The organism is Castellaniella sp. (genome assembly GCF_049651205.1).
Lineage (GTDB): Bacteria > Pseudomonadota > Gammaproteobacteria > Burkholderiales > Burkholderiaceae_B > Castellaniella.
This window is the reverse complement of sequence record NZ_JBASBR010000003.1, coordinates 23,082-43,252: the sequence shown is the minus strand read 5'-3', so window position 1 is coordinate 43,252 and position 20,171 is coordinate 23,082. Positions and strand designations below refer to the sequence as shown.

General features: G+C 57.7%; 17 protein-coding genes and 1 tRNA gene. 14 read left to right on the top strand and 4 right to left on the bottom strand.

Annotation, left to right across the window (positions count from 1 at the left end):
* Positions 1–3: 3 nt before the first annotated feature.
* Together WA928_RS00690 and WA928_RS00685 are read left to right on the top strand one after the other, a co-directional pair.
* Positions 4–312, top strand: a complete 309-nt coding sequence (locus WA928_RS00690) for an integration host factor subunit alpha (protein ID WP_417252430.1) — start codon at positions 4–6, stop codon at positions 310–312.
* On the top strand, positions 309–731 hold the full coding sequence (locus tag WA928_RS00685) for a MerR family transcriptional regulator (RefSeq protein ID WP_424298304.1): 423 nt from the start codon (positions 309–311) through the stop codon (positions 729–731). Before WA928_RS00690 ends, WA928_RS00685 begins: the two co-directional genes overlap by 4 nt.
* Here WA928_RS00685 and WA928_RS00680 read toward each other — a convergent pair.
* Positions 721–1,194, bottom strand: coding sequence for a hypothetical protein (locus WA928_RS00680; protein ID WP_424298302.1), 474 nt, complete (start codon positions 1,192–1,194; stop codon positions 721–723). The genes WA928_RS00685 and WA928_RS00680 overlap by 11 nt on opposite strands.
* The gene (locus tag WA928_RS00675; protein ID WP_424298300.1) at positions 1,191–1,718 is read right to left on the bottom strand and encodes a sigma factor; all 528 of its coding nucleotides are present in this window, start codon (positions 1,716–1,718) and stop codon (positions 1,191–1,193) included. The genes WA928_RS00680 and WA928_RS00675 overlap by 4 nt, the downstream gene beginning before the upstream one ends.
* A 114-nt stretch (positions 1,719–1,832) precedes the next feature.
* Here WA928_RS00675 and WA928_RS00670 point away from each other — a divergent pair, with 114 nt between their 5' ends.
* From WA928_RS00670 to WA928_RS00620, 11 genes are all read left to right on the top strand, one after another.
* Positions 1,833–3,683: an ABCB family ABC transporter ATP-binding protein/permease gene (locus tag WA928_RS00670; RefSeq protein ID WP_424298298.1), complete on the top strand. Its 1,851-nt coding sequence runs from the start codon at positions 1,833–1,835 to the stop codon at positions 3,681–3,683.
* A 65-nt stretch (positions 3,684–3,748) separates the two neighbouring features.
* Positions 3,749–4,246 carry an SUF system Fe-S cluster assembly regulator gene (locus tag WA928_RS00665; RefSeq protein ID WP_424298296.1) on the top strand — a complete coding sequence of 166 codons (498 nt, stop codon included), beginning with the start codon at positions 3,749–3,751 and terminating at the stop codon, positions 4,244–4,246.
* Positions 4,243–5,691: a Fe-S cluster assembly protein SufB gene (sufB, locus tag WA928_RS00660; RefSeq protein WP_424298294.1), complete on the top strand. Its 1,449-nt coding sequence runs from the start codon at positions 4,243–4,245 to the stop codon at positions 5,689–5,691. Before WA928_RS00665 ends, sufB begins: the two co-directional genes overlap by 4 nt.
* Before the next feature lie 11 nt (positions 5,692–5,702).
* Positions 5,703–6,524 (top strand): Fe-S cluster assembly ATPase SufC, encoded by an 822-nt coding sequence (gene sufC, locus WA928_RS00655; RefSeq protein WP_424298292.1) that lies wholly within the window; start codon positions 5,703–5,705, stop codon positions 6,522–6,524.
* Positions 6,521–7,828, top strand: coding sequence for a Fe-S cluster assembly protein SufD (gene sufD / locus WA928_RS00650; protein WP_424298290.1), 1,308 nt, complete (start codon positions 6,521–6,523; stop codon positions 7,826–7,828). The genes sufC and sufD overlap by 4 nt, the downstream gene beginning before the upstream one ends.
* Entirely contained in the window at positions 7,825–9,111 is a 1,287-nt protein-coding gene (locus tag WA928_RS00645; protein ID WP_424298288.1) for a cysteine desulfurase, read from the top strand. The genes sufD and WA928_RS00645 overlap by 4 nt, the downstream gene beginning before the upstream one ends.
* A gap of 3 nt (positions 9,112–9,114) precedes the next feature.
* Complete coding sequence (gene sufU / locus WA928_RS00640) at positions 9,115–9,567, top strand: Fe-S cluster assembly sulfur transfer protein SufU (protein ID WP_424298286.1); 453 nt, start codon at positions 9,115–9,117, stop codon at positions 9,565–9,567.
* 23 nt (positions 9,568–9,590) lie between these two features.
* Positions 9,591–10,148: a putative Fe-S cluster assembly protein SufT gene (gene sufT / locus WA928_RS00635; RefSeq protein WP_350383143.1), complete on the top strand. Its 558-nt coding sequence runs from the start codon at positions 9,591–9,593 to the stop codon at positions 10,146–10,148.
* Positions 10,149–10,297: 149 nt separating this feature from the next.
* Positions 10,298–12,142 (top strand): phosphodiesterase, encoded by a 1,845-nt coding sequence (locus WA928_RS00630; RefSeq protein ID WP_424298284.1) that lies wholly within the window; start codon positions 10,298–10,300, stop codon positions 12,140–12,142.
* Between the two features lie 75 nt (positions 12,143–12,217).
* Positions 12,218–12,294 (top strand) — tRNA-Pro (locus WA928_RS00625).
* A gap of 201 nt (positions 12,295–12,495) precedes the next feature.
* Entirely contained in the window at positions 12,496–13,182 is a 687-nt protein-coding gene (locus WA928_RS00620; RefSeq protein WP_350383140.1) for an EAL domain-containing protein, read from the top strand.
* A gap of 15 nt (positions 13,183–13,197) precedes the next feature.
* On the opposite strand, the gene WA928_RS00615 is transcribed toward WA928_RS00620, so the two are convergent.
* Positions 13,198–14,481 carry a sensor domain-containing diguanylate cyclase gene (locus WA928_RS00615; RefSeq protein WP_424298281.1) on the bottom strand — a complete coding sequence of 428 codons (1,284 nt, stop codon included), beginning with the start codon at positions 14,479–14,481 and terminating at the stop codon, positions 13,198–13,200.
* Positions 14,482–14,976: 495 nt separating this feature from the next.
* Between WA928_RS00615 and WA928_RS00610 the strand changes: the two genes are divergently transcribed.
* Positions 14,977–16,680 (top strand): SulP family inorganic anion transporter, encoded by a 1,704-nt coding sequence (locus WA928_RS00610; RefSeq protein ID WP_424298279.1) that lies wholly within the window; start codon positions 14,977–14,979, stop codon positions 16,678–16,680.
* Between the two features lie 54 nt (positions 16,681–16,734).
* Here WA928_RS00610 and WA928_RS00605 read toward each other — a convergent pair whose 3' ends face one another.
* On the bottom strand, positions 16,735–20,151 hold the full coding sequence (locus tag WA928_RS00605) for a DUF748 domain-containing protein (protein ID WP_424298277.1): 3,417 nt from the start codon (positions 20,149–20,151) through the stop codon (positions 16,735–16,737).
* Positions 20,152–20,171: the final 20 nt, after the last annotated feature.

Genomic DNA, 20,171 nt, shown 5'->3' with positions numbered 1-20,171 from the left:
TCGGTGAATACAGATCGGACACTCACAAAAGCCCATCTGGCCGAACTTCTGTTCGAGAAGGTTGGCTTGAACAAACGCGAAGCCAAAGATGTCGTGGATACCTTTTTTGCCGAGATTCGCGATGCTTTGGTAGATGGTGTTGAAGTCAAACTGTCCGGGTTTGGCAGCTTCCAGGTGCGCAATAAACCGCCGCGCCCGGGGCGTAATCCTAAAACAGGCGAGGTCATCCCGATTTCTGCCCGGCGCGTGGTTACCTTTCACGCCAGTCAAAAGCTCAAAGACAGTGTTGAGTGTGCCGGGGAAGCCGCATGAGCGCTGCAACCCCTGCAACCACATTGCCCCCCATTCCTGCCAAGCGCTATTTCACGATTGGCGAGGTCAGCGAGCTTTGCGGAGTCAAACCGCATATCTTGCGCTACTGGGAGCAAGAATTTGCGCAGCTGAAACCCGTCAAGCGCCGTGGTAACCGCCGTTATTATCAGCATCACGAAGTCCTGCTCGTGCGCCGGATTCGCGATTTGCTCTACGAGCAGGGGTTTACGATTGCCGGTGCCCGCAACCGTCTGGGCGAGGGCCCCGACATGCCGCATGATCAGGATGCCGCCGTACGCCTGACAGGCGCCGAGCTTCAAGCACTTAGGGCAGATCTTTCAGCGATCCGCGATCGCCTTGGCGATGCGCTCCAAAGCAGGCATCGGCCGGATCAGGCTGAAGGCCTGCTTAATTTGTAGCAGGGCTTGCCTCCAGGTGCACTGTTTGCTGCACCTGGGTTTCGTCTGGCAGGGGTTTTAAGGCTGCCCACGTCAAAAACATCAGCACGGCAACCGCCACAATCAATCCCAGGGTTCGCCAGGCGCGCGGCTGTTTAAAGTAGTTTCTTGAGACGTGCGTCCTTGCAACCTCCGGGGGGTGCGCATCGGCAGCATCCGTATCAGGCACTGCTGAAGCTGCTTGTGGGGGGTAGGGTTCCATACTCAGGCTGGCTTCCAGCTGCGCAAGCACAGAAGGTGGTGGTGGCGAGGCGGGCAGCGCGTCAACGATATCCAGAAAATAGGTTTCCCACTTGAGTGCGCGGGCCGCTGCAGCATTGTCGCGTGCCAGTCGTGCCTGGATCTCTTGTGTGTGTGGCCCCATGTCCAGGCCCAATACGTATCGTGCGATTTCGTGATCAGAGTATGGGCGGTGCGATTTCATGCGTGAACCGCCTCGTCGATGTGAGTCAGGACGGTCTCGATGGAGGCGTCGATATCAGGCTCGGAGCGATCGAGATGATCAGCGATGCGGGCGGCATTGCCACCGTGCAGATAAGCGTATAACAGGGCGTCCAGTTGGGGAGCCGGCAAGCTGGCCAGCACATGGTGTACGGCGCCGGACGGCCGTTCTGGGTGCAAGGACAGGGAGGGCAATGGCAGCTGTTCAGCACTGGTGTCGCCCTGCGCACGCAACTGGCGTTGATGGTCGAGTGCGCGGTAGCGCAAGATACTGTAGATCCAGGCCCGTGCAGTGCCAATGCCAGCGCTGTAGCCAGCGGCATTGTGCCAAATCAGTGTAAATGCCTCGAGCAAAACCGTGTTGGCCAGTGCTTCGTCTCCAAGCATGGCCAGGGCCAAAGCCCGCATGGCGCCAGCTTCTTGATGGTACAGCGCATGGAAAGCCGCACGATCACCCTGGGCACACGCCAGAAGCTCACCCTCGTAGTCGAATACCGAAACAGTCATACAATCTCTCCGGCTTGGCCGGGTTTTCCTTGATGCGCTCTATTGTATGCGCTGCAGCCCTGGCGGCCCACTGGGCGCCGCCACAACTTGTCACCTACATTTTCGGGACGTTTCATGCGTTTCTCTCATACCGGCCCAGCGCCCGCGCGGCGCGACGACTGGCAGACCCTCAAAAATCTCTGGCCTTATGTCTGGGCTTTCCGGGGTCGGGTTGTCCTGGCATTTTCCTGTTTGATCATTGCCAAGCTGGCCAATGTCACGACACCGATCTATCTTAAAGACTTGATCGATGGTCTCGGGGTTCCTGCCTCCGTGTTGGCGGTGCCGGTGGCTGCCTTGGTGGGCTATGGCCTGGCACGCCTCATGACAGGTGTGTTTGGCGAGTTGCGCGATGCCTTGTTTGCACGGGTAACTCAGGGGGCGATCCAGCAGGTGGCCAGCCAGTTGTTCGGGCACCTGCTATCGCTTTCCTTGCGTTTTCACATGGGCCGTCGTACCGGCGGACTGACCCGCGACATCGAGCGTGGTACCAAGGGGATTGGTTTTCTACTGAACTTCACGGTCTTCAATATCCTACCGACGCTATTGGAGATTGCCATGGTGACGGGCGTGCTGCTCTGGCGCTACGACTGGGTGTTTGCTGCCCTGACGCTGGCCACGATTGCTGCCTATGTGTTGTTTACTCTGCGCGTGACCGAGCGGCGCATGGTGTACCGCCGCACAATGAATACCCTGGATAGCCAGGCCAATGGCAAGGCCGTTGATGCGTTGCTGAACTATGAAACTGTCAAGTATTTTGGCAACGAAAGCTACGAAAGCGGCCGCTACGACCGCGATATGCGCAGTTGGGTGGATTCTGCCGTGCGCAACCAGGTGTCGCTTAATCTGTTGAACATGGGCCAGGGTCTGATCATTACCGCCGGTATGACGGCCTTGTTGTGGCAGTCGGCGCTGGGGGTGGTGCAGGGCAGCATGACTGTTGGCGATGTGGTGCTGGTGTCTGCGTACCTTACGCAACTGTATGCCCCGCTTAATTTCCTGGGCTTTGTTTACCGCGAGATCAAGCACGCACTGGCGGATATGGAGCGTATGTTCGAGCTCATGGCACATCATCAGGAGGTCGCGGATCGCCCGGGTGCAAAGGTGCTGCAGGCGCGCCAGGCAAGCGTCACCTTTAAATCAGTGGACTTTGGCTATCAGGCCGACCGCCAGATCTTGTATGGTGTGGATTTTGAGGTGCCTGCGGGTGGCTCTTTAGCTGTAGTGGGTGCGTCCGGAGCCGGCAAATCAACGTTATCCCGCTTGCTGTTTCGCTTTTATGATCCCACCGGAGGAGCCGTGCGCATCAACGGATGCGATATCCGTGATTACACCCAGGACAGCTTACGTGCACATATTGGCATTGTGCCCCAGGACACCGTGCTGTTTAACGACACCATCGGCTACAACATTGCCTATGGTCGTACTGGTGCCAGCCAGGATGAGGTGGTGGCTGCAGCACAGGCGGCACATATCCATGATTTTGTCACCTCATTGCCACAAGGCTACGACACACCGGTGGGCGAGCGTGGCCTAAAGCTCTCGGGGGGTGAGAAACAGCGGGTGGCAATTGCCCGAGCCTTGCTGAAGTCACCTCCCATTCTGGTGTTTGACGAGGCTACCAGTGCACTGGATACCCGGACAGAGCGGGCCATTCAGGAGCAACTGAACCGCATTGCTGAAGGCCGCACGACAATCATCATTGCGCACCGCTTGTCCACGATTGTCCATGCCGACCTGATTTTGGTGCTGGACGCGGGCCGAGTGATAGAGCAGGGCACACATGTGCAGTTGCTGGCGCAAAACGGCCGATATGCCCGGATGTGGGCGTTGCAGCAATCCCGTACACAAACGGGTGCTTTGTCGACAGAAGCGCCTGGTGGGTCACGATCGGTAATGTCTGTGGACGTGCCTGATCGCAATTAGGGTTTGACCTATACCGTACCAAAGCAGTACTATTTGGTTTCTTGAATTATTCCCTGGAACAGCCGATGCTGCGGATCAGCAAAATCGTCGATTACGGAATCCTTGTGCTGACGCATATGGCTCTCCAGCCGACGCATGTTTGCAGTGCGGCGGAGCTTGCTTCCGGCCTGGGCCTGGGGCAGCCAGTCGTCAGTAAAGTGCTCAAACTTTTGGCGCAACACCGTCTGGTTACCAGTACCCGTGGGGCGCATGGCGGTTATCGCCTCGAGCGCGATGCCGAGCAGATCTCGGTGGCAGAAATCATTGATGCGCTTGAGGATCAGCCGTTTGGCCTGACCGAGTGTACTGCAATGCCCGGCGCCTGCAGCGTCGAAAGTGGTTGCCATATCCGTACCCACTGGCAGCGGATCAATCTGATTGTGCGCCGCACCCTCGAATCCGTTACGTTGGCCGACATGCTCAGCGACACGCCGGCCGTGCCCGTATCCGTGGCACCGGTTGCATCTGTCGCAGCCCCTGCACGGCCCATCCCGAATACCCCGAACTGGAGTCTGTCCAAATGAGTACTGTCAACGACAAGCTCGATACCTTCCTTGATCGCGAGTATGACGCCGGCTTTGTCACCGAGATCGAATCCGAGACTTTTCCAAAAGGTCTGGATGAGGATGTGATTCGTCGCCTGTCAGCGGTAAAGCGTGAGCCCGAGTTCATGCTGGAATGGCGGCTGAAGGCCTATCGCGAGTGGCTGAAAATGCCTCGGCCAAACTGGGCCAAGGTTAATTTCCCGCAGCCCGACTTCCAGGACATCAGTTATTTCTCGGCGCCAAAATCCAAAAAAGACGGGCCCAAGAGCCTGGATGAGGTGGATCCCGAGTTGCTCAAAACCTACGAGAAACTGGGCGTACCGCTGCATGAGCGCGCCAAGCTGGCCGGCGTGGCAGTAGACGCGGTGTTTGACTCCGTCTCGGTAGCCACGACATTTCGCAAGCAGCTGGCCGATGTCGGGATTATTTTCTGTTCCTTTTCCGAAGCGGTTCGCTCGCACCCCGATCTGGTGCAGAAATACATGGGCTCTGTGGTTCCGCCGGGTGATAATTTTTATGCGGCACTCAACTCCGCCGTGTTTTCGGATGGCTCGTTTGTCTATATTCCCAAGGGTGTCAAATGCCCCATGGAGCTGTCCACGTACTTCCGTATAAACAACGCTGATACCGGCCAGTTTGAACGCACGCTGATCATCGCCGACGAAGGTGCGATCGTCAGTTACCTCGAAGGCTGTACTGCCCCGATGCGCGATGAAAACCAGCTGCACGCGGCTGTGGTCGAGCTTGTCGCACTCGAAGACGCGCGCATCAAGTACTCCACCGTGCAAAACTGGTATCCCGGCGACGAGAACGGCGTGGGCGGCATTTACAACTTTGTTACCAAACGGGGTGATTGCCGGGGCGCGCGGTCGCGCATTTCCTGGACTCAGGTAGAAACCGGCTCTGCAATCACCTGGAAATATCCCAGTGTGATCCTGCGGGGTGATGACTCTACCGGCGAGTTCTATTCTGTCGCTTTGTCCAATCACTACCAGCAAGCCGACACGGGCACCAAAATGATTCACATGGGGCGCAATACTCGCAGCACCATTATCTCCAAGGGGATTTCGGCCGGACACGGAAGCAATACCTTCCGCGGCTTGGTGCGCATGACGCCCAAAGCCGAAAACGCGCGCAATTACACACAGTGTGATTCGCTGCTGATTGGCAAGGAATGCGCGGCGCACACGTTTCCCACCATCGAGGTGCAAAACCCCAGCGCCAGTGTCGAGCATGAAGCCACCGCCTCGCGCATTGCAGAAGACCAGTTGTTTTATGCCATGCAACGCGGCCTCTCGGCCGAAGATGCGGTATCAATGATTGTTAACGGCTTCTGCAAAGAAGTTTTCAAAGAATTGCCCATGGAATTCGCAGTCGAAGCACAAAACCTGCTTGGCGTGAGTCTGGAAGGCAGCGTCGGTTAAGGAGTCCACTCATGCTGAAAATCAACGATTTGCACGCCTCTATCGAGGACAAAGAAATTCTGCGCGGCCTCAGCCTGGAGATCAATCCAGGAGAAGTGCATGCGATCATGGGGCCCAACGGGGCAGGCAAAAGCACGCTGTCTCAGGTGCTGACAGGGCGCGACGACTACAAAGTAACCAGCGGCACCGTACAGTTTGAGGGCCAGGACCTGCTTGAGCTGCCGGTAGAAGAACGCGCCCGTGCCGGGATTTTTCTGGCGTTCCAGTACCCAATAGAGATCCCGGGTGTTTCCAATGCCTATTTCATGCGTGCTGCGGTCAACGCGGCACGCCGCCATCGTGGCTTGCCGGAACTCGACGCCATGGATTTCGTCAAGCGCGCCAAGGCCGAGATGAAGCAGGTAGGCATGCGTGACGAGTTCCTCTATCGCTCGGTAAACGAAGGGTTTTCGGGGGGCGAGAAAAAGCGTAATGAAGTGCTTCAAATGGCTTTGCTTGAGCCCAAGCTGGCGATTCTCGACGAAACCGATTCCGGTCTTGATATCGACGCCCTGAAAACAGTGGCGGATGGCGTCAATCGTCTGCGTTCCCCCGAGCGCGCCATGATCGTCATCACGCACTATCAGCGCTTGCTGGATTACATCGTGCCCGATTTCGTCCACGTGCTTGCCCATGGCAAGATCGTGCGCTCGGGTGGCCGCGAGCTTGCCCTCGAGCTCGAAGCGAAAGGTTATGGCTGGATTGAAGGGGTCAACGAGACCCCAGCCAAACGGCCGCTCAAGGCAGCAGACGACGGCAAGAAGATCGGTGTAAAACCAGGGGCACGGTCATGAGCACAGACCTGCAGCCGTGGGCCGATACGTTCGGCCGGCGCGCGGGTCAGTTGCCCGGCGCGCAGATCCCCTGGCTGGCCGCGTTGCGTCAGCAATCGCTTGATCGTTTTCTCGCAGAGGGCTGGCCGACACCCAAAATCGAGGCATGGCGTCATACTTCTCTGTCGCCATTGGCTGCTGCCAGCTTTACAGATGGCAGTGCCCAACCCGTTGATCAGCAGATTGCTGCATTGAAGGCCGGTGATGCTGGCCATTGGCTGGTGTTTGTGGATGGCGTATTTAATGCGCAAGCCTCTGATATTGGCGATCTGCCCGCTGGTGCGGTGGTACTGCCTTTGTCCCAGGCCTGGGCAGCACATGCCGAGGCTATCCAGCAGGCCTATGGCCAGGCCGAAGACGGCCACAGTACCAGCGCGCTCAACCTTGCTCTGGCCGGTGATGGTGCGTTCATCCAGCTGGGTCGCGGCGTTGCCCTCGAGATCCCCATCCATATTGTTTGCGTGGCGGCGTCGCCGCAGGCAGCCCATTTCTTGCGTCACTTGGTTCACGCACAGGCCGGCGCACAAGCCACCGTTGTAGAACACTATATTGGTACACCCGATGCCGGCAATTTTCATCATGCCAGCACGCGCCTGACACTGGATCAGGATGCCAGGATCACTCATCTCAAGCTGCAGCAAGAATCTGAAAAAGCCTGGCATCTGGGCGAGATTGATGCCTGGCAGTCTCGTGGTTCTTATTTTGCCTCGCACTCGGTGTCCTTGGGGGCCCGCTTAGCGCGTCATGATATTGCCACACACTTTACCGACGAGCGCTGTGAAACCCTGTTCAATGGCCTGTATTACGTCAATCAGCGCCGCCACGTGGATCATCACACCCTGATCGGTCATGAGCAGCCGCGTTGTGTCAGCCACGAAACCTACCGGGGGATCCTGGCGGATACATCTCACGGGGTATTTAGTGGCCGCATCCTGGTGGCGCCGGGTGCTGATGGCACCGATGCCATCCAGCGTAACGACAGTTTGTTGCTGTCACGCTTGGCCAAGTCGGATTCCAGGCCAGAGCTTGAAATCTACGCCGATGACGTCAAGTGCGCCCATGGTGCCACCGTGGGGCAGATCGACGCGGACAGCCTGTTTTACTTGCGCTCGCGTGGTCTGGATGAAGCTCATGCGCGCGATATCCTTACCTATGCGTTTGCTGCGGCCAGCGTGGCACGCATCGAAGCGCAGCCTCTGCGGCAGCGGGTCGAGCAAGCCATACGCAGGCTGTTGCCTGGCGGTCAGGTGCTGGAGGCAGCATGAACGCGCCCCTGAACTCATCTGTCACGCAGCGTCTTGCTTCCGCGGATGGCACCGACTTGAGCCTCGCGCTTGATGGTCGTGCCCTGGCGGAGGATTTTCCAATTCTGGCGCACGCCGTGCGTAAACGTCGTTTGGCCTATCTGGATAATGGCGCCACCACGCAAAAGCCTCAGGTAGTGATTGATGCCTTGAGCCAGTTTTATACCCACTCCAATGCCAATATTCATCGGGGTGTGCATTGGCTCTCGCAGCATTCAACCGATCTTTATGAGCAGGCACGCACGCAAGTGCAGCGCTTGCTGAATGCTCCCGATAGCCAGGACATCATCTATGTACGCGGCACCACAGAGGCCATCAATTTGGTAGCTCAAACGTGGGGTCAGTCGATCCAGGCTGGGGATGAGATCCTGGTCACCGGGATGGAGCATCACTCCAATATTGTCCCCTGGCAGTTGCTCTGCGCCAGAACCGGTGCCACTTTGCGCCATGCCCGCATTACCGATACGGGCGAACTGGACATCGTGGATTTCAAGGCGCAGCTCAACAGCCGCACCCGCTTGGTGGGGATTGCCCACGTATCCAATGCCTTGGGCACAATCAATCCGGTCGCGGATCTCGTACGCCTGGCGCACGAGGCCGGTGCGCTGGCTTTGGTGGATGGTGCACAGGCGGTGGCCCATGGCTCGGTGGATGTACAGGCGCTGAATTGTGATTTCTATGCCTTCTCGGGACACAAGATTTATGGCCCTACCGGTATTGGCGCCTTGTATGTCCGGGCATCGATTTTAAAAGATCTGCCGCCTTGGCAAGGGGGTGGAGACATGATTCGCACTGTCAGCTTTGAGGGCAGTACCTGGGCAACCGGCCCCCAGCGCTTCGAGGCGGGTACGCCCCATATTGCCGGAGCCGTCGGCCTGGGTGCAGCTATCCAGTACGTGATGGATATCGGTCTGGACACCATTGCAGCACATGAATCCGCCTTGTTGGCGCGGGCTACCGAGGCGATGCAGGAAATTGAAGGGGTTCGCTTGATCGGCACAGCTGCACATAAGGCGGGGATCTTGTCGTTTCTGGTGGATGGCATTCATCCGCACGATCTTGGCACCATTCTGGACACAGATGGCGTGGCCATCCGGGCAGGGCACCATTGCGCCATGCCGCTTATGTCGCATTTCGGGATCCCCGGGACGGCACGTGCTTCTTTTGCGCTATATAACAATTTGCAGGATGTCGATGCCCTTGTGGCCGGCGTGCGCAAGGCTCAGAAACTGTTTGGGGTGTAATGCATGAGAGATAACGACGACGGCCTGCGCGATCTCTACCAGGAAGTCATCTTCGACCACAATCGCAATCCGCGCAATTTCCATGCGCTGGAGGGTGCCTCTCACCAGGCGGACGGTCATAACCCTTTGTGTGGTGACCAGCTCACCGTCTATGCGCGGCTGGATGGCGATGTCGTGCAAGAGGTCAGTTTCATCGGCCACGGCTGTGCCATCTCCACGGCATCCGCATCGCTGATGACCGAGGCCGTGCGGGGCATGCGGGTGGATGAGGTTGAGGTGCTTTTCAAAAACATCCACGCCATGCTTACAGAGGCACATCCCGACGCCGATTTGGGCAAGCTTGAAGTCTTGTCCGGGGTGCGTGAGTTTCCGTCCCGGGTTAAGTGCGCCACCTTGGCATGGCATACCCTGCATAACGCCATTACGCAGGCACAAGCCACGGCAATAACCGAATAACGCGATGAACCAGAGGTAACATCATGAGTTTCAATCGTCAGGAAGTGATCGTCAGCCGCGATTGTGCGGCTGTGACGGTGCCTTATGGCTCTCCTGTCACCATCGAGGCCGGCTGCGAAGCCGTGATCACTCAGCAGTTGGGCGGCACCTACACGGTCATGGTCGAGGGCAACCTCTACCGCATCGAAGGCGCAGACGGTGATGCACTGGGCTTCGAGCCCACTGAAGAAGTCAAGCACGTCCACGAGGGCCCGGCCACCATTGAGTCGGTAGAAGACGCCGCCTGGACAATGCTGTCTACTTGCTACGACCCAGAAATTCCAGTTGATATCGTGAATCTGGGTTTGGTCTACGAGTGCAAGGTGGTGCCGGCCAGTGTCCCCGATCGTTATCGCATCGAAATCAGGATGACGCTGACGGCAGCGGGTTGCGGCATGGGCACCATGATTGCCGACGAGGCCCGCAACAAGCTGCTCAATATCCAGGGCGTGGACGAAGCAACCGTCGATCTCGTATGGGATCCACCCTGGAGCCGTGAGATGATCAGCGAACCTGCGCGCTTGCAGCTGGGTCTGCTTTAAATCTCTTGTCGTAAACCTTTTTAAGTTTCAGGCAAGGCGTATTCCAATCTGCTGCCCGCCAGCAGATTGGTGGGGCCGTGTTGTGTCCGGCGCCAGGGCAAATCCGTCAGATTGCCCTTTGGCTCCTGTGTGTACAGGTTGTCTCTCAGATGTCGATAGTAAAGCGCTCTGCAACTCTTGCTTACCCACCCACTGAGCCGGCAACCGGCGCCGATGCGCCGGTTTGCACGGGCGATGTGCTCACTTGTCCGTTGCAGGCGGTGTTTCAGCCAATTGTGTGGCTCAGAGAAGGCTCTGCGCTAGGGTACGAAGGTTTGATCCGGGGGCCCCAGGACGCCGTCTGGCATTTTCCGGACGTACTGTTCAGCCATGCCAGGGCCCAGGGCCTGGGCGTGGCGCTGGAGCATCGGGCAGCCCGCACGGTGATACAGCAGTTTGCAGGGCTTAATCTGCCCGGTCGATTGTTTCTCAATATGAGCCCGCAGGCGCTGCTGGCCGGCTCCTCCGAGTCGTTTGATCTGGTGGGCGAGCTTCATGCCCTGGGATTGGACACGCACCGTGTGGTGGTCGAAGTCACAGAGCAGAAGCTCGGTACCAGCGGCGCAGATCTGGCTGCGGCCGTCAGTTACTTGCAGGCGCAAGGGATCCAGTTCGCCATTGATGACCTGGGGGCGGGATATTCCAACCTGGGTCGCTGGGTGACCCTGCGGCCCAAGTACATCAAGGTCGACAAGTCCTTTGTGGCGGGCGTGCAAGACGATCTTTTGCGTCAGCAGATTTTGCGCTCTGTCAGCGATATTGCAGCCGTGGCAGGCGCAATCGTGGTGGCGGAGGGCATCGAATCACTGGATGATTTGGCCGCGGTGTGCGATCAGGGCATTGCGTGTGCGCAGGGCTACTACATCGATCGCCCTCAGGCGCGTCCGCAGGTGCGTGATTGGTCTGCTTTGTCTGCCGAGCTTGCCGCCCGGCGGCTGGATCCTTTGCAGTGTTGTGCACCGCCTGCGCTGCCCCAGGATGATACGGCGGGTTGGGCGCTGCAGCTTCTGCGCCGGGTGCCGACAGTGACAGCGCAGGTTTCCAGCGAAGCGGCGTTCAGCCTTTTTCTGGCGCAGCCGGATCTCTATACGATTCCAGTTGTCGAAAACGAGCAGCCTTTGGGTGTGCTTAAGCGCAGCAGTCTGGTTGAGCGATTTTCCTTGCCCTTCCAGCGTGAGCTGTACGGGAAAAGCCCTTGTCGGCTGTTTATGGACAGCAAGCCCTTGATTGTGGATATGCACACGCCTTTGCTGACCCTCAGCCGTTGGCTGGCTGAAGCAGAGGGGTATGCGCTGGCTACCGACTTTATTATCACCGGGCGGGGCCAGTATTTGGGTGTGGGCTCAAGCCAGGATCTTTTGCAGGCGCTTAACCGCTTGCAGTTGCGTGCTGCACGTCATGCCAATCCGCTGACGCAACTGCCAGGCAACGTACCCATTGACCGCCAGATCCAGCGCTACCTGGCGGGTGGCCTGCGGTTTGCCGTGTGTCATGCGGATCTTGATCATTTCAAACCGTTTAACGATGTTTTCGGATATCGCATGGGGGATGACGTTATCCGGCTGCTCAGCCGTGTGCTGTCGCAACATATCCAGCCCAACCAGGATTTTCTTGGCCATATTGGTGGAGATGACTTTATCGTGCTGTTTCGCAGTATCGATTGGCAAGCGCGGTGCCAGCGCATGCTGGCAGACTTTGACTATGGTATGCAGCAGCTGATGATTGAGGTAGGGCAGGGTGCGGTGCAGGTTTACCAGGCCGATGATCGCCAGGGACAACGCCAACAGTTTGCACTGCCTTCTTTGTCGCTGGGTTTGGTACAGGTTGAGCCAGGCGCTTATCAGCTGCGTCATCAAATCGCCCAGGCTGCCAGCGAAGCCAAATCCCAGGCCAAGAAGCAGGCAGGGTCGAGTCTGTTTGTGGATCGTCGAAGAGCGTTTGCTCAAACACCATGAAGCATGTCGTTTTCTCGATTTCCTCGGGCTTGGCCAGATTGTTCCATCGTTTTTTGTGCTAGAATTTCGTTCTTTCGGGGCGTAGCGCAGCCTGGTAGCGCACTTGCATGGGGTGCAAGGGGTCGTGAGTTCGAATCCCACCGTCCCGACCAGCATTATCAAGGGCTTACAGAGATTTCTCTGTAAGCCCTTGTTCTTTCTGCTTGGTTCGTACACCACCGGTGCACTAAAAATGATTTCTAGGTGGCCATGAACGCCTATAGTACAATTTTCGAATGGTCACAAATAGCATCTCATCCCTCGCTCCGTGCAAACTTTGTCAGGATCGGCCGCCGCTTACGATTGAGTTCAGCATGGCTTTTCAGCCGATAGTTGACGTACGCAGCCGAGAGGTATTTGCTTATGAAGCCTTGGTGCGAGGTCTAGACGGCAGTGGGGCGCCCCATATTTTAAGTCAGCTAAACGACGACAATCGCTATCAGTTTGACCAAGCCTGCCGCGTTAAGGCGGTGCGCCTGGCAGCGCAACTAGAAATGAGTTGCTACGTCAGTATTAATTTTTTGCCCAATGCCGTATATGAACCTGCTGCCTGCATCCGCGCCACACTGGAAGCAGCACAGAAGCATCAGTTTCCATCTCATCGGCTGATTTTCGAAATCACCGAAAACGAGCGTGTGGTGGATAAAAACCACCTTAAGCGCATACTGGAAGAATACCGGCGCCGTGGCTTCAAAACATCGATCGACGATTTCGGTGCGGGTTACTCGGGCCTGAACCTATTGGCAGAATTTCAGCCGGACATTGTCAAGATTGATATGGAGCTCGTGCGGGACATCGACACTAATCGGGTGCGCCAAGCCATTGTGAAAGGCATTTTGGGTGTGTGCGAAGCCCTATCGATCGAAGTCATTGCTGAGGGTGTTGAAACGCTGGCTGAATACCAGACCCTGCGCGCCATGGGTATTTATTACTTCCAGGGTTTTCTTTTTGCCAAACCCGCCTTTGAACAACTGCCTGCCATCTATTGGCCCGAAGGCTGAGACGGCGTCGCCCTATCACTGTGCCACGATCACTTGGTTCCGACCACTTGCTTTAGCCTGGTATAAAGCCTGATCGGTGCGCCGCAGTAGCGCGGAGTCGCTCTCTGTCGGCTGCCAGGCCGCTACACCAAACGACAGGGTCACGGTACCCGCCACGGCATCTTGTTTATCCGCTATCGAAACACGAATACGCTCTGCTAGTTCGTGCGCAGCCTCTAGCTTGCAGTCGGGCAAGACAATTAAAAACTCTTCTCCTCCCCAGCGGATCAAGGCATCGCCGCTGCGTATTTTGCGACCAAGCAACGCGGCACAGCGTTGCAGTACGCGGTCGCCTTGCTCGTGCCCAAAACGGTCGTTGATAGACTTGAAGTGATCTATATCAGCCAAGATGAGCGCATAATTTCGATATTCGGTCTTCGCCGCAAAATGGCAGATCTTCAGCTTTTGCTCACCGGCGCGCCGATTGAGCAGGCCCGTCAATGCATCGTGCCGGGCCTGATGGTGCAACTCTTGAGCATGTACGACGAGCTCCGTCACGTCTTTCATTATGCCCACATAGTGTTGGGCGGTACCAGACTCGTCTTTGAGCGGAGTGATCGTCTGCGCCACGTGATAGATATGGCCATCTTTATGGCGGTTGGCAACGGTAGTCTGACTACTTCCTTCGTGTGCCAGGGCTTCGCGCAGATGGTTATAAAAGGCAGGAACTCGCTCGCCTGGCTGCAAAAATTTTGGGGGGCTCCCTTGGGCTTCTTTTATACTGTAGCCTGTCAGATCTTCGAAGGCTTGGTTGACGAACAGAATCTCTGCCTGTTTGTCAGCAATCATCACACCATCTTGTGTTGCATTCAGGGCTCGTGCCAACAATGCCTGGCGTTGTTCTGCCTGCACCCGCCCAGTGATTTCCTGCTGCACTGAAACGTAAGCCTGCACCTGTGCCTGATCATCGTGTACAGGGGAAATATTCCACTCCACCAGGTAGCTGCTGCCATCCTTGCGGTAGTTCACTGCTGAGCCTTGAAAAAACTTTTCTTCACGCAGGCATTCTCGTAGTCGTTGAAGCACCTGAGGATCTGTTTGCGGACCTTGCAGCATACGAGGCGAGCGGCCCATCAGCTCAGCGGGAGTATAGCCTGTCATGCGGCAAAACGCGGGGTTGCAATAAATAATGCATGGCCCTTCACCGTTTAATGTCGCGTTGGTGATGACTACGGCATTGAATGCCTGCTCGACAGCGGCCCGCAGCAAAGGCACCTGATCGAGGCCATTTATGGGGGGTAGTGTAATAAAGGAAGTCACTGAGGGTTGTAGCTCATAGAACAGATATGGTGGGATGCCAGCATGCCAGATACCGAGATTAGTATGCGGTTGCCCCCAGACTTTTTACTCCTCGTGTTTTATATTACCTTGTTTTTCGTTCGATACTGCGGGTGGATTCCGGGCTGGATCTGCGACAGTCAAACATTGCTGCACAAGAAGCCATTCATTGTGGTCCATACGGCCGCCTGAGAACCTGTCGGGTGGCCTGCTCAAAGACCAGATATTGGTTATTGCTCCTGTAACTGCATGGGGTGCAAGGGGCCGTGAGTTCGAATCCAACCGTCCCGACTATGTATTCAGCAGTAAAAGCAGGGCCTGCACACTTTGGTGTGTGGGCCCTTGTTTTTTGTCTCAGCGGTATGGGGGTTGGCCAAAGCAGCACTGCCTGTGTGTGTTGTAGTGAACCAACCCCGCAACTGGATGTATTATGCCGCTTGCTGATATGTCGTTTGCACTGCAGGTAAAAGGATCTGTATGAATGCCGCCCCCGTCGCGAAACCAGGGTTTCGCGAGCTGTACACGCCCAAGATTTTCACGGTGCTCAAGCAGGGCTATGGCCTGGCAGGTTTGAGGGCGGATGCACTGTCGGGCCTGACGGTGGCCATTGTCGCGCTGCCCCTTTCCATGGCGATTGCCATTGCGTCTGGTGTGACGCCCGACCGTGGCCTGTACACATCTATTGTTGGCGGGTTCATTGTGTCGGCCTTCGGCGGCAGCCGCTTCCAGATCGGGGGGCCAGCGGGCGCCTTTATCGTGCTGGTCGCTGCAGCGGTGGCCCAGCATGGGGTCGAGGGCCTCTTGCTGGCGACATTTTTGTCGGGCCTGATGCTGGCCGCTATCGGGCTCCTGCGGCTGGGCACCTTCATCAAATATATTCCCTACCCAGTCACCGTAGGCTTCACCGCCGGCATTGCCGTCATCATCTTTGCCAGTCAGATCCGGGATCTGTTGGGCCTGCAACTGGAACACGAACCAGGGCCGCTGCTACCAAAGCTACAGGCGCTTGGGGGCGCTTTACCAACTGCCAGTCCCATGGCGATTCTGGTGGCGGGCATCACCATCGGCGCCATTGTCCTGGTGCGGCGTTACCGGCCGCACTGGCCTTCTTTCCTGATTGCTGTGGTGGCGGCCTCTGTCTGTGTCGCATTGTTGGGCCTGCCGGTGTCGACGATTGGCACTCAGTTCGGTGGCATCCCCCAGTCCTTGCCCGTTCCCCACTTGCCCGACTTCACCTATGCAAAGGTGATCGATGTGCTGCCCAACGCATTATCCTTCACCTTGCTGGGCAGCATCGAGAGCCTGCTGTCGGCCGTCGTGGCGGATTCCATGACGGGGCGGCGGCACCGGTCCAACTGCGAACTGGTCGCCCAGGGGTTGGCCAATATTGCATCCCCCTTGTTTGGCGGCATCTGTGTGACGGGCAACATCGCCCGCACGGCCACCAACGTTCGCTCGGGCGCGCGCGGGCCGATCTCGGGCATGTTGCATTCTGTCTTTCTGCTGCTGTTCGTGCTGGTTGCGGCGCCGGCAGCCTCCTATATTCCCTTGGCGGCGCTGGCGGGCGTACTGGCGATTGTGGCCTGGAACATGGTCGAGAAGCATGCGTTTGCTCGGCTGCTGCGGGTCTCCTGGGGTGATGCCGCCGTACTGCTCGTGACCTTCCTGCTGGTCATTTTCCGTGACCTCAGCGAAGGGATCTTGATCGGCTTTGCCCTGAGCGCCTTCCTGTTCCTGCACCGCATGGCGCAAGTCGTGGCGGTGGAGCAAGTCCATTCCTGGGTAGAGGACGACCGCCCCGATGACGTGGCAGATAAGGCGTCTGATGGGACAGAGCTGGCAGCCAGGATGGCATCAGACATCGCGGTGATCCGCGTAAGTGGGGCGTTCTTCTTCGGTGCAACCTCGGCAGTCGAAGCTGCGCTGGATCGTATCGGTGACAAGCCCAAGGCCTACGTCATCGATCTGTCAGCGGTTTCCCTGCTGGATTCGAGTGGTGTTGCCATCATCGAAGACTTGGCCCGCAAGGCTGGCCAACGGCGTGCTGCTGTCTACCTCGTCGCAGCAACCCGGGCTGTCCGGCATACGCTTTTGCGCCACGGCATCCGGGAGACCGGTGCGCGATTCCGCAGGGATGTGGGCAGCGCCGTTGAATCTGCCCAAGGAGAAGTTTTGGGTTAAGGTGGTATGGCGGCAATTCGCCACCAGCCATAGAGAGAAACAGACAGCGCCTCGCTATCGCAGCGCGAAATCCACGCGCGTTGCCGTGCCGCCGTCGTCTGTGGTGGCTGCGTCAGTCTTGGACGCCACGATGAAGACACGGTTGGTCAGGTCCTGGGCGATTGTCAGAATCTGCTCGTACACGGCCTGTGCGCGGGCGTCCGCAAGTTGTTCTATTGACTGTTTGTTTATTGGGGCTGCGGCGAGCAGCAGGGCATCCATTTGCTTGAGCGGCACCGATTTGGCAAAGCCGATTATGTTGCGCGGCTTGTTCTTGATCTTGGTGTCGTCGTAGACGTCTTCCAGGTATTTGGCGCGGTCGGCTTCTGTCAGTGTGATGGTGCCTGGATCGGCCTTCTTGCCGATGTCGTCGGCTTTGAGTGCGCGTATTTTTTTGTCCACCCAGGCCTGACGCAGGCCGGCTTCATCGGCTTGTGGATCGGCGCGGCCAATGATGTCCATTCTCAGTGCGGGGCGGTCGGTCAGCGCCTTGACCAGGGTGGCGATGTTTGATTTGGCCGTGTCGTCGAGTGTTGCACTGCCGGGTGCGAATTCGATGCGCGACAAATCATTGTCACCGCCGCCAAAGGCGGAGGCCAACAACTTGAAGGGTGCAGTGACTGCCTTTGCGAGCGTGTTCACGATCACCTTTACGATGATGCCGCCCACCGAGAACTGCGGGTCGTCCAGTGAACCGGAGATCGGCAGGTTGATGTCGATGTTGCCACTGGCGTCTTTCAGCAGAGAGACGGCTAGCAGCACCGGCAGTTTGATTGCGTCGGGGCTATCGGAAGGCTTGCCAAAAGTAAGCTGATTGAGCAACACCCTGTTGCTGGCCTGCAGGGTGCGGTCCTTGATCTGGTATCGGAGGTCGACCGACAGTTTGCCGCGTTGGATGGCGTAGCCGACGTATTTCGAGGAGTACGTGGTGAACCGAGGCAGATCCACGCCCTTGGCGGAAGCTTTCAGATCCATCGCCAGGTAGCGTGAGAAAGGCTGCACGATGCCTGAGATGGAAAACGGTGCCGTACCGTAAACGCGGCCGCTGACACTGACTTTAGCCGGCTTGGGTTTGCTCGAGGACACGGCAGTGAGGGAGCCGTTGATGGCGGACAGTTCGGCACGGTAGTTGGGCCGCACGAAATGGTCGTTGAACGTCATGCGGCCGCGCTTGAGCTTGACGCTATTGATTGAGATGTCGGGTTCGCCAGCGCGGCGGGCGGTGGGTTTGCTTGTTGCTGTTGTGCCGCTCCGGCGCGTCTGTGTGTCCTGTGTGATGGAGCCGCCTGCCTCGCCCTTGTCCACCAGGAGATCCATCACATTCAGACGTGCGTTGCTGTTGAGCAGGATATTGCCGTAGAAATCTTCCAGCTGGATGTCGCCCAACCCCAATCCCAGCTTGGGCCCCACCATTGAAATGTGCATATTGTTCAGGCCCAGGCGCTTCCAGTTCAGGAACGGTGCCTTGTTGACGCGATCCTGGAGGCCAAAATCATTGACCTGAACGGCGCCTTTCCAGCTTGCCTGCAGTGGCTTTCTGCCTTGTGCAGGGGCGAATTCCGCGTTGCCAGATGCGTCCAGGGAGATGCTGCGTACCGTGGCGTTCAGACTGGAGGCGATGTAGGGGGCTAGGGAGGCAGCGTCAAATTTCTTCAGATCAACCGAGGTCTTTAGCGACAGCGGCTGTGTGGTGAGGGAGCCCTTGAGTGCCAGCGTGCCGTGCTTCTGGAGGCCTTCGGCCTGCAGGGTGAAGTTTGCCGGCTTGGCGTCCAGGGCCAGGCGGTCGGCCGTCAGCGTCAGTGAACTTAGAGTCAGGTCGACGCTGGGCTTGATGGAGTCGTCACGCCCGGTGAACTGTTGCACGCTCAGTTTCACGTCGTGGGCTTCGACGTGGGTGCCCGCCACATCCACCTTGCTTTCCAGACTGAGTCGCCCGTCTTTTATGGTGATCGGGGCAAAATGGTGAATAGTCTTCGCGAAGGGCGCCAATGCTAACTGATCCAACCGGACCTGCGCCTGGATCGACAGGGGTTGCAAAATGACAGGCGCTTGAATCTGCAGTGAACTGCCATCCGATGGCTGATCCATGCTTAGTTGCACGAGCATGGGCTGATCTGCTGGTTGCGGCAGGACAATATGCTGGACTTCCGCATCCAGGCCGCTGAGCGGATAATCCAGCTCGTTCGGGTCATCGCGCAGGTGTACCTTGCCGGATGCAAGCTTGACGGCACCGATGGTGATTTTCCAGGCGGATGGTGCAGCCTTGCTTGTTGCATCGGCAGCTGCAGCGGGTGGTGCAGCCTTGGTTGTTGTATCGGTAACCGCAGCGGGCGGTGCAGTCTCAGTTGCCGCATCCGCATTGGTGGCGGATGCGGGTTTACCCAACTTGGCAAAGCCTTCGACCACTCGCTGCCAATTCAGTTGCTGAGTATCGCGGTGCGCTTCTACTTGCGGTTTTTCCAGGGTTACCGTATTGATGGAGACTGTCCGGGTGCTCAGATCCGCTGCAAGACCCTGAATCCTCAGGTCGTCCCAGGCCAGCAGTGGCTCGCCCGAAGACTCGGCCACGTCGAGTTGTCGCAGGCCCGCGTCGCCCTGCACACGGATGCGGGGTGCGGCGTCGGCAGGCTGTTCAAACAGCACTTCCAGTTTGGAATCCAGCAGCGCGTTTTTAACCTGGACAGGTAGAGCGAGAGGCCAGAAATCCACCCACTGGCTGAGTGCCAGGCCGTCGAGCGTCACGTCCAGCGTAGAGGAGGGCACCTTGTCGAATGGCCGTGCCGTGCCGGTCAGGTCGAAGGGGCTGCCGTTGATGAGCATATGCAGGGCGGGCTGCACGTCGATCTCTGTGGCGTAGCTCAGGGAAGAGATGAAGGGGATGCCCAGCGTGAGATCGTCGATTGTCTGCTGGCGGCCAGTGACGTGGTCATCCAGGCTGATGGTTCCGTTTGTTAGAGACAGATTGTTCAGGGAGAATCGCGGTGGCCCTTTCTTGGCTGCTTCGGGTTCGGGCGGTTGGTCGGCCGACAGCTTGGACAGCCGGTCGACAATGTCGGAAAAATTGAAGTGCGTGGCATCTTGCCGTACCAGTGTCAGGCGGGGCTCGTCGATGTGAATCCGGTCGAGCACCGGCGCAAACAACGCGAGGGATCGCCAGGCCACGCGCAGGTCGATTTTGCCAACTTGCAGCAGCGGCTTGGATTCGGGCCGAGAAATGGAAAAATTTTGGGCACTCAGCGCCAGTGTGAAGGGATTGAAGCGGATCTCGCCCACATCCACTTGGCGGCCCAGTAGCTCGGCTACGTTTTGAGTGAGCGCATGGTGCACGGCCTTGGGTACCAGCCAAGCCGACAGCGCGGCCAGGACAAGCAGCGTACCTATGATGCCAGCCAGGATCTTGACGGTACGCCGACTGAGTCTTAGAACTGGCATCCTCAATGGCATGATCCGTG

Bases quoted from the DNA above. Each gene is read 5' to 3' on its own strand.
- WA928_RS00685 (WP_424298304.1), top strand. From the start codon at position 309: ATGAGCGCTGCAACCCCTGCAACCACATTGCCCCCCATTCCTGCCAAG.
- WA928_RS00680 (WP_424298302.1), bottom strand. From the start codon at position 1,194: ATGAAATCGCACCGCCCATACTCTGATCACGAAATCGCACGATACGTA.
- WA928_RS00675 (WP_424298300.1), bottom strand. From the start codon at position 1,718: ATGACTGTTTCGGTATTCGACTACGAGGGTGAGCTTCTGGCGTGTGCC.
- WA928_RS00670 (WP_424298298.1), top strand. From the start codon at position 1,833: ATGCGTTTCTCTCATACCGGCCCAGCGCCCGCGCGGCGCGACGACTGG.
- WA928_RS00665 (WP_424298296.1), top strand. From the start codon at position 3,749: ATGCTGCGGATCAGCAAAATCGTCGATTACGGAATCCTTGTGCTGACG.
- sufB (WP_424298294.1), top strand. From the start codon at position 4,243: ATGAGTACTGTCAACGACAAGCTCGATACCTTCCTTGATCGCGAGTAT.
- sufC (WP_424298292.1), top strand. From the start codon at position 5,703: ATGCTGAAAATCAACGATTTGCACGCCTCTATCGAGGACAAAGAAATT.
- sufD (WP_424298290.1), top strand. From the start codon at position 6,521: ATGAGCACAGACCTGCAGCCGTGGGCCGATACGTTCGGCCGGCGCGCG.
- WA928_RS00645 (WP_424298288.1), top strand. From the start codon at position 7,825: ATGAACGCGCCCCTGAACTCATCTGTCACGCAGCGTCTTGCTTCCGCG.
- sufU (WP_424298286.1), top strand. From the start codon at position 9,115: ATGAGAGATAACGACGACGGCCTGCGCGATCTCTACCAGGAAGTCATC.
- sufT (WP_350383143.1), top strand. From the start codon at position 9,591: ATGAGTTTCAATCGTCAGGAAGTGATCGTCAGCCGCGATTGTGCGGCT.
- WA928_RS00630 (WP_424298284.1), top strand. From the start codon at position 10,298: ATGTCGATAGTAAAGCGCTCTGCAACTCTTGCTTACCCACCCACTGAG.
- WA928_RS00620 (WP_350383140.1), top strand. From the start codon at position 12,496: ATGGCTTTTCAGCCGATAGTTGACGTACGCAGCCGAGAGGTATTTGCT.
- WA928_RS00610 (WP_424298279.1), top strand. From the start codon at position 14,977: ATGAATGCCGCCCCCGTCGCGAAACCAGGGTTTCGCGAGCTGTACACG.
- WA928_RS00605 (WP_424298277.1), bottom strand. From the start codon at position 20,151: ATGCCAGTTCTAAGACTCAGTCGGCGTACCGTCAAGATCCTGGCTGGC.